Origin of the sequence: Flavobacterium rivuli WB 3.3-2 = DSM 21788, from assembly GCF_000378485.1 — a bacterium.
GTDB classification, from domain to species: Bacteria; Bacteroidota; Bacteroidia; order Flavobacteriales; family Flavobacteriaceae; genus Flavobacterium; species Flavobacterium rivuli.
In genome coordinates, this window is the sequence record NZ_KB899972.1 from 89,838 (window position 1) to 103,246 (window position 13,409).

11 protein-coding genes are annotated in these 13,409 nt (G+C 39.1%); 3 read left to right on the forward strand and 8 right to left on the reverse strand.

Translation table 11 applies throughout. The annotated features are described in order from the left end of the window. Nucleotides 1-140: 140 nt before the first annotated feature. Nucleotides 141-1,229 (reverse strand): NADH:flavin oxidoreductase, encoded by a 1,089-nt coding sequence (locus F565_RS0115320; RefSeq protein ID WP_081621349.1) that lies wholly within the window; start codon nt 1,227-1,229, stop codon nt 141-143. Between the two features lie 291 nt (nt 1,230-1,520). Between F565_RS0115320 and F565_RS0115325 the strand changes: the two genes are divergently transcribed. The 3 genes from F565_RS0115325 to F565_RS0115335 all read left to right on the forward strand — a co-directional run bounded on the left by F565_RS0115325 (nt 1,521) and on the right by F565_RS0115335 (nt 3,456). After that, a complete protein-coding gene (locus F565_RS0115325) occupies nt 1,521-1,886 on the forward strand; it encodes a DsrE family protein (RefSeq protein WP_020214120.1) in 366 nt (121 codons plus the stop codon). Nucleotides 1,887-2,100: 214 nt separating this feature from the next. After that, complete coding sequence (locus tag F565_RS0115330; RefSeq protein WP_020214121.1) at nt 2,101-2,565, forward strand: nucleoside deaminase; 465 nt, start codon at nt 2,101-2,103, stop codon at nt 2,563-2,565. Nucleotides 2,566-2,574: 9 nt separating this feature from the next. Further along, nucleotides 2,575-3,456, forward strand: coding sequence for a helix-turn-helix domain-containing protein (locus F565_RS0115335; protein ID WP_020214122.1), 882 nt, complete (start codon nt 2,575-2,577; stop codon nt 3,454-3,456). A gap of 154 nt (nt 3,457-3,610) precedes the next feature. Here the strand turns inward: F565_RS0115335 and F565_RS0115340 are convergent, their stop codons facing one another. From F565_RS0115340 to F565_RS0115370, 7 genes are all read right to left on the reverse strand, one after another. Next, nucleotides 3,611-4,174, reverse strand: coding sequence for an NAD(P)H-dependent oxidoreductase (locus F565_RS0115340; RefSeq protein ID WP_035642402.1), 564 nt, complete (start codon nt 4,172-4,174; stop codon nt 3,611-3,613). Nucleotides 4,175-4,648: 474 nt separating this feature from the next. Then, nucleotides 4,649-6,055 carry a TolC family protein gene (locus F565_RS0115345; RefSeq protein WP_020214124.1) on the reverse strand — a complete coding sequence of 469 codons (1,407 nt, stop codon included), beginning with the start codon at nt 6,053-6,055 and terminating at the stop codon, nt 4,649-4,651. Nucleotides 6,056-6,063: 8 nt separating this feature from the next. After that, nucleotides 6,064-9,240, reverse strand: coding sequence for an efflux RND transporter permease subunit (locus F565_RS0115350; protein WP_020214125.1), 3,177 nt, complete (start codon nt 9,238-9,240; stop codon nt 6,064-6,066). 7 nt (nt 9,241-9,247) lie between these two features. Continuing rightward, nucleotides 9,248-10,447 (reverse strand): efflux RND transporter periplasmic adaptor subunit, encoded by a 1,200-nt coding sequence (locus F565_RS0115355; RefSeq protein WP_020214126.1) that lies wholly within the window; start codon nt 10,445-10,447, stop codon nt 9,248-9,250. A 74-nt stretch (nt 10,448-10,521) separates the two neighbouring features. Further along, nucleotides 10,522-11,127, reverse strand: coding sequence for a TetR/AcrR family transcriptional regulator (locus F565_RS0115360; RefSeq protein ID WP_026300089.1), 606 nt, complete (start codon nt 11,125-11,127; stop codon nt 10,522-10,524). Nucleotides 11,128-11,340: 213 nt separating this feature from the next. Further along, a complete protein-coding gene (locus F565_RS0115365) occupies nt 11,341-12,429 on the reverse strand; it encodes an NADH:flavin oxidoreductase (protein ID WP_081621350.1) in 1,089 nt (362 codons plus the stop codon). 220 nt (nt 12,430-12,649) lie between these two features. Next, on the reverse strand, nt 12,650-13,294 hold the full coding sequence (locus tag F565_RS0115370; RefSeq protein ID WP_020214129.1) for an NUDIX hydrolase: 645 nt from the start codon (nt 13,292-13,294) through the stop codon (nt 12,650-12,652). Nucleotides 13,295-13,409: the final 115 nt, after the last annotated feature.

A 13,409-nucleotide genomic window follows, 5' to 3' on the forward strand; every position in this document is an offset into this window, starting at 1 on the left:
AGGCATTGTCTTATTTACAATATATATTTTATGTTTTTAGAAAAAAATTGCAAACGTTAACTCAAAAATGAACTATGATTTTACAGAAACTAATCCTACTCTCTGTTACTCCTACTTAAAATATACAAATGCAAAAACCTTCATAAAGATCCGGCTTTTACGAACGTCTGCCATCCACGCATGGTATCAATAAAGCGTTCGCTCAGTCCTCCCTTTCGAAGGTAATCTGCCAGCACGGGCAGCTGCGGGCTATCATACATAGGATTTGCTTTTACCTGAAGAGGAAAGTCACGCTGCAGAATAGCCGCGCGTGCAACAAGCACAAAATCACATCCTTCATCCAGCAGCTCTCCGGCACGCTGGGCACTCATAATCTTTCCAGCGGCGCCTAAGCGCACCCCTTTGCGGGGAAGTTCTGTAAAGACGCTGAGCATGGTTTTACCCTGAAAACTTCCTTCACGAACTACCTGAGCCGAATCCCATAAAGCCAGATCCAAATAATCTATCAGCTCGCGGTCAAAAATGTGAGCCGTAATCTCACGCAGTTCTTCTAAAAGCAACCCATAGCGCTCTATAGATAATCTCCACCCGATCTGAAAATCAGGACCGCAGTCAAGACGAATTCCTTCGATTACTTCGATCGTGAAACGTGCACGGTTTTCCAAGCTTCCTCCATATTTATCTTTACGGTCGTTTAAATTTGGGGACAAGAATTCCGAAAGAATCCATCCAAAAGCACCGTGTACCGAAATACCGTCGAACCCAGCCAGCTGCGCCCTTTTAGCAGCCGCGATAAAGCTGTCGCGTATGCGCTCCACCTCTTCTGTCGTAATTGCCCTAATACCTTTCAATGTATTGCTGGAAGCCGGTGCTGGTATCCCGCCTACTTCAGGCTTGGCACGATGTCCAGCATGGTGCAGCTGTACTGCAGACAATGCTCCTCCTTCGCGGATAGCTTCCGCCATTTTGGTCAGGCCCGGCAAATGGTCGTCGCTGTGTACGCCCAGCTGGCGTTCAAAGGCTATTCCGCCAGCTTCTACCGTCGAAGCGCTCGTTTGGATCAATCCGTAATTGGCGTGGGCAAGCTGCTCCATCCAGGACTGGTCGTATACAGATGCCCTGCCGTCATGATGGCTCTGCTGGCTGGTAAGCGGTGCCAGCATGAAACGATTTCTCATTGCCGGACCGTGCAGCAATGTTAGCGGTTTGAATAAATCAGATACAGACATTTTTTTATTTTTTTAGAGTTTTACTTTAGTTGCTATAATCAGCAACAAAGGTCTCTAGAACGCTGTTGGTTAAGAATGGATAATTTAAACTTTGTGATGGACGTTTTGAATCAAATTATCTTGTACGGCATTTAAAAAAAAATCCTCGGAACAAACTTCTTTAATTAGCCGTCTCCATCATTATTTATAAAACTGGGCAAAGCAAAAAATTCTCCATTACAAAGTCAAAATCATCCATTAATTGCAGAGAATTACCACCTGATCTTTGCATTATTAATTAAATCAATTAAAATGCAAAAAACAGCAATTATTATTCTTTCTGATCCCAAAGCTGGATCAGAAGAAGCTCTAGGACGTGTATTCAATGCCTTAGCGTCGGCATACGAATTCAAGCATGCAGGTGAAGATGTAAAAATCATTTTTCAGGGTACAGGCATAAGATGGCCTGAATATCTAGAAAAGCCCGATCATCCGGTTAATGGACTTTACAAGGAAGTAAAGGATCATGTTCATGGTCTTTCAAAAGGCTGCGTTGCCGTATTTGGTACCGAAGTATCTGGTTATGATCTTTTAAACGACAATGAAGTACCGGGAACTCCTGGTCTGCCAAGTTTTATTAACCTTAGAGACGAAGGTTACAGTATTTTGATTTTCTAAAACAGTTTCTTTAACTGCCCTTTTCTTTAAGTGAAGGGCAGTTTTTTTGTTCCCAACATGGAAACATTTCCTTTAAATCAATAAATTATATATTAATCATTTAAATTCAACCTATTTAGTTATATTCTGCTGTTTAAAAACTATTACATTTTTTAAATATATTAAAACAGCTTTTAAAAGAATATTATCTTTAAAAGTAAATGGATCTAATGTTATGAAAGACGATTATCAATATTACATGAAACAATGCCTGACTCTTGCCAAAACGGCTCTTGAAAACGGCAACCCGCCCGTAGGAGCATTAATTATTTTGAATGGAAAAATAATAGGTGAAGGCATCGAATCGGGTAAATCAACCGGGGACATCACAAATCATGCTGAGATAATGGCCATAAGAGATGCCCTGAAAAACGGATATTCGGAGAATTTGCATAATGCCTCCATGTACACCACTCACGAACCTTGCATAATGTGTTCCTATATGATACGACATCACAGGATCTCCGAAATCGTCTATGGCTCTGCTGTACCGCTGGTGGGCGGATTAAGCTCACAATTTAAGGTACTTGAAACTGAAGACGTGCCAAAATGGGGAAAGAAACCAGAGATTATAAGCAGCATTTGTCTTGATGAGTGTAATGCCCTTACTGCTCAATTTTTAAAATCATTAAGTAAATAATAAGTACCTATGTTATCACAATCCGTCTACACGCTTATCAACCAGCAGAACGGAAACTTGTCATTCAAAGTTTTCGAGTTCGATAACAGCAGTTATTTTGATCATATACAGCGCAATAATTATTTTACTATAATTATTATTAACTCGGGTCAGGGGCTAGCTAAAGTTGATCTTAATGAGTATGTATTTGAAGAGAATACAATGTTTGCATTTTATCCCTATCAGCCGTTTATGCTTTCTTCTGAAGGATCACTGGTTGGTGTCTGCATTCAGTTTCATCACGATTTCTTTTGTATTTACAGGCACCACAAAGAGATAGCTGCAAACGGCATTTTGTTCAATAATATCTATGAACAGCCCTTTATTCGTCTTGACCAAAATAATAAAATTACGCTGATGAACATTGTCAGGGAGATAGTCAACGAGCTTAAAATGGAAGCGCTGAGAAAGGACGAAGTTCTTGTTTCTTATCTTAAAATATTCTTAGTGCTCGCCACCAGGATTAAACTCGAACAGCAGTCTGTCGACCAGACCAGGACAATTGGTACCAAGCAGCTGACAATTGTCCAAAATCTAAGAAACGCGATTGAGGAAAATTTCAGGATAAAGCATTCAGCCAGCGATTATGCAAAAATACTGCATGTTACACCTATTGCGCTATCCCGGGTTACAAAAAATCATTTCAACATAACACTTTCAGATCTTATCACTGAAAGAATCATTGTTGAAGCAAAAAGAGAATTATACCTTACCGACAAAACTGTTAAAGAGATTGCCTACGAGCTTGGCTATGAGGACGAGTATTATTTCAGCAGGGTATTTAAGGGCAAAACAGATATATCCCCTCAATTCTACAGAGAAAATATAGGATTTAACAGAGGAGCTTCCTGATTATCTCTAACTTAAGGGAATATAAAAGATTTAGTTTTTAGAACAACTTACAATTTTAAATCATAAAATTTTTAGGAATCTATACGCAAGTACACCGACAGGTTAAAATTAAATCCCAAGCAATTTGGATTTAACTGTATAGAGCCCACATCATTCAACTGACATTTTTATCTTCATTATTAGAATTAAAGCGATCCAGAAAATCAAGATATAATGGTACGCTTTTTTCTATCCATTCTTCTGATGGCTCAAACGTCATTCCGTAGTAAGCAAAAAGTGGTTGGTAATCGGCTTTTATCCAATCAAATAGCGCTTCATAGGGAGTGGTTAAATCCTTAATATTAAATTTTAAGGGCGTTCCGCGTTGTAAATGTTCTTCTTTTAATCCTAACGAAATAGCCAATGCCACTTTTTTTCCTCTAAATTTAAAACCGCTTGAACTGCCATAAGCCCAACCGTGTGTAAGAACTTCATCAAACCATTTTTTTAATAATGCAGGACCATAGTACCAATAATATGGGAACTGAAAAATGATATGATCATGTTCTTCAACGAGTTTTTGCTCTGCTGCTATATCAAACTCTTGATTAGGGTAAATTTTGTGTAATTGGTGTATATGAAACTTCTCAGGAAATTTCTCTAATTCTTTAAGCCATTTTTTGTTTATCACTGAGTTATTAATATCAGGATGTGTAATGATAATCAATGTTTTTTTCATTTCAATTCTAATTATTTTAGTTAATATTTTATGCATTTCAAGAATTTCTCTAAAGAAATTCAATATTGAAAGTAGGTGCTGTCCCTTTAATTACGTGATAGTCAATTTAAGATCATACCTCTGTCTGACCTGGATAACTAACTGTTTTCAACAAGACAAAATTAATTTAGTATTAGGATCTTCTAATTCTTGATAAGCTCAAAAACTATCCGTTAATGTTCAGTGTGGGTCCATGGGCGTGATCATAAAAAAGGCATAAATTTCTGAGTCATTGCTTTGAAAGCAAATTGTTTAGTATAAGAACTCATGTCAAAGCATTTATGTCTAATGGCCATCAGGAAAACCAGATAAGACTATCTGAATAATATCCATGTGCATCGACATAGCAATCATATTCAAATAATCTTATAGGATCCATATAAAGGCTTTTAGGTTTTAAATCTTTCTTTTTACGGTACTACATTTACATCCTGATTACTGCCAGCCACCGCCTAAAGCGCGATACAAGCCAACAACGGCATTCAGCTGTTCCTTCTTGATCTCAGCCAATTCAAGCTCGCCTTGTAATAAATTTCCTTGTGCGGTAATTACTTCGAGATAGTTAGCCATACCGCTTTCAAACAATAGATTTGCATTTTTTGATGCTTCCTGTATAGTTTGAACTCTCTTTTCTGCAATACCATACTGTTTCTTTAGCTTTTCAATTTTAGTTAATTCATCAGAAACTTCACCAACGGCATTCAAAACAGACTGGCGAAACTGAATTACTGTTTTTTCACGATCGATCTTAGCCAGTTTCAAATTTGTTTTTAAACGTCCCCTTTGAAATATAGGCTGGGTAATACCAGTAGAAACCAAACCAAACAACGACGCAGGCACAGTGAACCAGTTACTTGTCTTAAAAGAATTTATACCTCCGGCTGCTGTAATTGAAAGTGACGGATATAAATTTGCCGTAGCAATACCAACTGTTGCGTTTGAAGCCTGCAAAGCTAATTCTGCATTTTTAATATCAGGTCTCTGCTTTAGCATCGCCGAAGGAAAACCTGCGTTCAACTCATTTGGTATAACGATCTTATCTAAACGACTGCTGCGGTTGATGCCTTTTGGCATGGTGCCAATCAGGACACTCAATGCGTTTTCCTGTAAGGCAATATGCTGTTCCAGTTTTGGTATCAGCTTTGCCGCGTTCAATTGCTGTGCTGCTGCCTGTTGAACCGCCAGCGAAGTAACCTGCCCGGCTTCGAACTGTAAATTGATGATCCTCAATGTACTGTCATTCAATTCCAGGTTCTTTTGGGCAATCTCCAATTGCGCATCGAGCATTAAAAGATTGTAGTAACCTTGTGCAACATTAGTAACCAAACGTGTCTGAACAGCTTTACGAGCTTCTTCACTCTGTAAATAGCTGGCAAGAGCGCCAGCTTTTTGACTGCGTATTTTGCCCCAGATATCTGCTTCCCAGAATACGCCAAGATTCGCATTGTAATCCTCAATATGCGTTTTACCTAAAAACTGATTTAGGGTCAATCCATTAAGACTATTGTCAGACGGACGGCTGGAGCTTGCACCACTCTGAAGATTAAGTTCAGGTAAATTTCCTAATTTCGATTTTTTATATAGTATCTCAGCCGCCTCTATGTTTTTTAGTGCGATCTGCATATCATAATTATTTACCAATGCCGTATCGATCAAACTTTGCACAGTTACATCACTGATAAAGTTTTTTAACGTAATAGTGCCAATACTCGAAGAATCTTTCGCTGTATGGTTCCGAAATGTTTCCGGCGCAACATTTGGCAAAGATGTATCTTTCGAAACCGAACATCCTATCGCTGCAAATGCAATGAAAGTGACGGCGATTATATTAAAATGTTTCATAAATTATATTATTTAACTGGTTCTTCATTATAAAGAACAACCTCATTTGATTTTTTTGATACTTTTTCCTGTAAAGACCTAAAGACAACAAAAAGTACCGGAATTATAAGTAAACCTAAAATTACACCCGAGATCATGCCTCCTGCAGCTCCAATACTGATGGAGTGGTTCCCTTGGGCTGAGGGACCTGTGGCACTCATCATTGGAATCAAACCAACAACAAAAGCAAGCGATGTCATAATAATTGGTCGAAGCCTTAGTTTTGCAGCTTCAATTGCGGCATCAATCAATGACAATCCTGCATCTCTTCGCTGAACTGCAAATTCAACTATCAGAATCGCATTTTTTGCAAGTAGGCCAATAAGCATAACTAATGCAACCTGAACATAAATACTGTTTGCAATACCCGTTAAACCAATGGCAACAAAAACACCAAATATTCCAACTGGAATCGATAACATCACTGCCAGGGGTAAAATATAACTTTCATATTGTGCGGCCAATAAAAAGTAAACAAACACCATACACAAAATAAAAATAACTATTGCCTGGTCACCTGAAGCTATTTCTTCGCGTGTTTGCCCTGAAAATTCATAGGTATAACCTGCGGGTAGGAATTTTTCAGCTACTTCCTCAACTGCTTTAATAGCTGCTCCTGAACTGTAACCTGTTTTTGGAATTGCATTTAGCGAAATTGAATTGAAAAGATTATACCTTGAGACTGTCTCCGATCCGTAAATACGTCTTAATTTCACTAAAGTATTAATCGGTACCATTTCACCATTTTTATTTTTCACAAATACACGGTCAATGGAAGATGGATTTGCTCTGCCGGCAATATCAGCCTGAACCATCACCCTGTAATATTTCCCGAAACGATTAAAATCTGACACCTGAGCACTTCCAAAATAGACCTGCATGGTTTCTAAAATATCTTTAACATTTACTCCCAATTGATCTGCTTTATCATTATCAATATCCAACTCTAACTGCGGATAATCCGCATTAAAACTGGTAAATGCGGCGGCTATTTCCGGACGTTTAGTGAGTTCTTTGATAATATTTTGAGAAATTCCACTAAATTTATCCAGTTTGCCTCCTGATTTATCCTGAAGGACTATATCGAGTGCTTCAACATTACTAAATCCAGGAACAGTTGGGAAATTGAAAACGAAAAAACTACCGCCGTTTAAATTACCTAATATACCACGTATATTATCCATGAGCTCATCAAGGTTTTTAACCTCACCGCGTTCTTTATTTGGTTTTAATTGTGCGTATATAATTCCTTTTGACGGACTCATTGAATTAGTCATTACATCAAAACCAGAAATAGCAGTTACAAAGCGGACTGCATCAAGGCCTTTCATTTTGTCTTCGGCGACTTTCATTACTTTCTGAGTTCCATCTAATGTAGTTCCCGATGGAGTGCTTACCGCAATAGCAATAAAGCCCTGATCTTCTGTTGGTATAAATGCTGATGGGGTTGATTTTATCAAAAATACTGTAGCTAAAGTAATTAGCGATAAACCACCCATAGTTAACCATTTATGGCGAATCAGCACTTTTAATCCTCCCGTATAACGATTAGTTAAAGCATTAAAACTGCCATTAAATCCTATGAAGAATTTTTCTTTGAAACTGTGTTTTACAATAGTTTCCTGATTATCATGGTTATTTACATGTATATCTTTTAGAAATAAGGCAGTCAGCGCCGGGCTTAATGTTAGAGCGTTTACTGCTGATATTACAATTGCTATAGCCATTGTAAAGGCAAATTGCCTGTAGAATAGACCTGCAGATCCTTCCATGGATCCGACGGGTATGAATACGGCCGCCATCACTAAAGTAATAGAAATAATAGCTCCTGAAATTTCATGCATCGCCTCATGTGTGGCCTCTTTAGCTCCCAAACGCTTATGTTCCATCTTTGCATGAACCGCTTCTACTACCACAATTGCATCATCGACAACAATACCAATGGCCAGAATCAATGCAAACAAGGTTAGTAAATTGATTGAGAAACCAAACATCTGCATAAAAAAGAAGGTTCCTAATAATGCAACAGGCACAGCAATAGCAGGAATAAGTGTAGACCTGAAATCCTGCAAGAACACAAATACAATAATAAATACTAAAATAAAAGCTTCTATTAAAGTACTTTTCACCTGTCCTATGGACTCGTCCAATGCTCTTTTGGTACTAAAAAATATCTCGTGTTTTATACCTTTCGGAAAGTTTTTTGAAACTTTGTCCAAAACTTTCTTTACTGCGATTTGTGTTTCGTTTGAATTTGCTCCTGACAATTGAAGAACTCCTATAACTACCCCTTTTTTACCACTTAAACGTGTTAAGCTGCTATAAGAAAATGATCCCAGCTCTACCCTTGCAACATCTTTCAATCGAAGGACAGATCCATCTGCATTAGCTTTTATGACAATCTTTTCATATTCTTCAGGTTTAGTCAGTTTCCCTTTGTACTTGATTACATATTCGAAAACCTCTTTACTATTCTGACCAAATTTCCCTGGTGCAGCTTCCAGATTTTTATCCTGTATAGCTTTCGTAACCTCACTAGTTGTAATCTGATAATTACTCATTTTCGCAGGATTTAACCATACACGCATTGAATAATCTTTATTGCCACCATATAAACTTGCCAACCCAACACCCGGGATTCGTTTAAGCTCAGGAATAATGTTGATTTCAGCATAGTTCCCTACGAAAGTCTGATCATACTTGGATTCATCTTCTGTATATAATCCAATACCCATCATAAAAGTAACATGTTGTTTAGACGTAGTAATTCCTTGTTGAACAACTTCAGAAGGCAGGCGGCTTAATGCTTGAGAAACCCTATTCTGTACATTAATAGCCGCTTGATTTGGGTCAGTCCCAAGTTTGAAATACACAGCAATGGATAAAGTACCGTCGTTGCTGGCGGTAGAACTCATATAGGTCATATCCTCGACTCCGTTAATCGATTCTTCCAGTGATGGTGCAACAGAACGCAGCACCGTTTCAGCATTGGCTCCTGGATATAAAGCACTTACCATTACAGATGGCGGGGCAATATCAGGAAACTGTTGTACTGGCAGTTTTATTAAACTGATGACACCTAATATCACCAATATGATGGAGATAACGGTTGCCAGTACGGGTCTTTGTATAAATATCTTAAACATTATAAACTTAATTTTTGTTACTTAATTGAGTAGCTACTTTAGCCACACTTTTTTGAGGCTCAATTACCTGTCCTTCCTGTAGTCGGTCCAGACCGCTCAAAACAATCTGATCGCCGGATTTCAAACCATCTTTAATAAGATAATTGGTTCCGCTTTTGCCAATTACTGTGATAGGAATTTTATTTACTTTATTGTCTTTATGCAGAGCGAAAACGAAAACCTTATCCTGCATTTCTAATGTGGCTGATTGTGGGACTAAAAGTACATTGTCATGCTTTAAGCCTAAACGTATCTTGCCTGTATTGCCTGAACGTAAATTGCCATTCGTATTGTGGAAAGTGGCCCTTAATGTGATAGCACCGGTATTTTTATCAAACTGACCATTAATCATGTCAATCCTGCCTTTAATGGGATAGACTGAATTACCGGCCAGAACCAGTTCCACTGGCGGCAGATATTTAATTCTATCCGCTGGCGTTTTTCCTGAATAGTTAGTATTGAAAATATTGAAATCTTCCTCTGCCAAAGCGAAATAAACATGTACTTCTTTAATATCGGACAGCTGTGTCAATGCGGTTTGGTCTGCCGGCGATACCAGGCTTCCCTGCTTTTTAGGTATAAGGCCTATATAGCCGTTTACTGTTGCTTTCACATTGGTGTAGCCCAGGTTAATTTGCGCTGACGCTACACTTGCCCTGGCCTGTTCTACATTTGCCTGAGCAATCTTATAACTGGTTTTAGCTGTTTTCAACTGATAATCTGAAACCACCTTGTTTTGCACCAGCGGGGTTAATTTGTCAACTTCCAGCTGTGCGTTCAAAACAGCGGCCTCTGCAGTGTGCATACTTGCCTTTGCATTATTTAAAGCTTCTTTGTAAGGCTGTGAATTAATTTCAAACAATGTTTGTCCTGCCGCAACATAAGCTCCTTCATTTACTAAAACTTTTTGAATATAGCCGCTGACCTGTGGACGGACATCTATATCTACAGACCCTTGAATGGATGCAGGATATTCAGTAAAGGTGGTCTGTTCACTTTCATTGACTACGCTCACAGGTAATACCGGAGGTGCTGCAGCTGCTGATTCTGGCGAAGGCTTACAGCCCACAAAGGAGGCTCCGGTAACTAAAAAAACAATCAGAAACTTTGTCTGATTAAACCGCTTAACAGTTTTAAGCGAGTTAAAAAAATTGTAGATAGTGTTCATAAGATTAAATTATATTAAAAATGATTTTTTGGGTATTAATAATCTAACAGCGTTAAATATTTGGGTAAAAAAATTCAGCTGTTAATAGAAAGTGTAATGACCTTAATGGCGTCTTTTAAAATCTGCTGGTTTAGCGCATCGGTAGTCCTCCAATTGAGATGAATTAGATTGATGGACACCAGACCATGAATGACAGACCAGTACGTATTGTATTTCAAGCAGATGATATCCTCACTTATCGGTTTCTTTGTGAATAGAGCTGCGATTACCTCAGCCAGTATTTCATAAAGATTATCCGTCTCGGGAATACAGCTGCTATTTGAACAACGGACCATATCCACGCCGTACATTAAGCGGTAAAATTCCTTATGTGTAAAAGCAAAATTCCAATAGGCGATCCACATGGCTTCCATTTTATCTTCGTTCTTTTCATATCTCTCACGCGCATCAATTATATGTTTTGTGAGTATTCGATAACCCTTCCTGGTCAGCTCCAATAAAATTCCTTCCTTGTTTGCAAAATATTCGTAGATAATCGGGGCAGTATATTCAATCTGTTCGGCGATTTTGCGCATGCTCAAGGCCTGCCATCCTTCCATTTTTGCAATATTCAAAGCTGCGTCCAGAATCTTGGCCCTGGTTTCATCTTTCAGTCGCAATATTCTTTCTTTACTTCCCATGTCCATTAGTTGTTATTCTGGTAATTGCTCTTTTTTGTTTCCTATACAACCTTTTCAATTCTTTCTTATTATATTGTTTAAACAGGGCAAATTTACTTGCGATATAAAGGAGTCTATTTCGTGGAAAGCTCAAAAACTATCGCATAAAGTTCGTTTCGATTCCAGTTAAATATGTGTAATTGATTAGCTTAAGAATTTTAGAATCAAGACTTATCACAACGAGCCTGGAGCTACGAATGTCTGCCAGCCGCGTAAGTGATTGATAAAGCGTTCGCTCAATCCACCTTGACGGAGGTACCCAGCCGTTACTGGAAGTTTAGGACTGTCATAGTTTGGATTGGCCTTTACCTGAAGTGGAAAGTCCCGCTGCAAGATGCCGGCACGCGCGATCAGCACAAAATCACAGCCTTCATCCAAAAGCTCTCCGGCACGCTGGGCACTCATGATTTTGCCTGCTGTTCCTAGTCGAACGCCTTTTCGGGGAAGCTCTGTAAAGACGCTTAGCATGGACTTTCCACGAAACGAACCTTCTTGGACCAATTGGGCTGAATCCCATAATGCAAGGTCTAAATAGTCAATCATCTCGCGATCAAAAATCTCGGAGGTGACCTCACGCAGTTCCTCCAGACGAAGTCCATATCGCTCAATTGACAAGCGCCAGCCAATCTGAAAATCAGGCCCGCAGGCTTTGCGAATACCCTCAATGACCTCAATAGTAAAACGTGCGCGGTTTTCCAGACTTCCTCCATACTTATCCTTTCGGTTGTTTAAATACGGCGACATGAATTCCGAAAGAATCCATCCGAAGGCACCATGGACTGCGACGCCATCAAATCCTGCCAGCTGAGCCCTTTTGGCAGCCTTAATAAAGCTGTCTCGTATTGTCTCCACCTCTTCGGTTGTAATAGCTGTGACGCCATCTACCACTCCGTTGGAAGCAGGAGCTGGTATACCGCCCAGATGCGGATTGGCACGGTGTCCCGCATGGTGGAGCTGTACCGCAGAAAGCCCGCCGCCCTGTCTGATGGCTGAGGCCATCATCTTTAGACCTGGCAAATGATCATCTTTGTGAATACCGAGCTGGCGGGCGAAAGCAATACCGCCGGCTTCTACTGTGGTAGCACAAGTTTGGATCAGTCCATACCCGCTTTGCGCGAGCTGCCTGATCCAGGTTTGATCGTACTCGGATGCGGTACCGTCAAATTCGCTTTGTTGGTTGGTAAGGGGTGCCAGCATAAAACGATTTCTCATTTCCGGGCCATGCAAAAGAGTCAGCGGCTTAAATAAATCAGTAACAGACATGTTAATTAAATTTTAAATGAAACTTTATTTTGTTGAATTAATCAGGACAAAATTAGCCTGGTATTAAAAGGCTCTGTTTCATGAAAAGCTCAAAAACTATCGTATAAAGTTTACTTAAATTTATGCCTTAGTGAGATTGTTTACCCCGACATATTGGGTATAAGGAAGTATAAACAGCTATTAAAGGAACTACTTTGTATTAAATAAATACCTAATTAAATCAGATTTTTGAAACATTAGAATCACGGCTTAAAACGGCCAGTAGCTCGTTGATCATTTTGGCCGTCGCACCCCAGATTTTATGGTCTTGCAGTGTATAATGCGGCGTTCTAACAATATCCCCAGGAATATTTATTACACTGGAAGAGATGCTGTTCGGCTGCAAAAAATAATCTAGTCTTACTTCCAGGACATCTTCAACTTCCCTATCATCCGGCAGGAATTCCGGCCTATAGGGTAAATATCCAACTACAGGAAGTACAAAGAAATTGCTGGGACCGATAAAAATTTCGGTGAGGGTACCTAAAATTTTCACATCACCAGTCTTCAATCCAATTTCTTCATTTGCTTCACGCAATGCCGTCTGAATCAGATCTTCATCGGTCAGTTTGTATCTACCTCCCGGAAAACCAATTTCCCCGGAATGAAAGCCATCGTATAAAGATCGCACTATCAATGGAAAATAAATTTCGTTGGCAGATGGATACAGAAGAATCAATACAGCACTTTTTCTTGTTTGTTTATTAGGTTTTAAATCGAGATATTTCGCCGAAAAAGCTTCTAATGGCAAGTGAGTCTCTTCATCCGGAAGCGGTCCTCTAATGTTCTTGCTGAGTTTTTCTATAAAGGAGGAAAAAGATTTCATTTGAGTAATATTATAAGTTTATGGAGTAAGATGAAGCAAACCTATTAACCTGTAAAAATATTTTGTACCAGATTAAAAATTTGAAGAAGCTAAGATCCCCATAGATTTAGCTTCT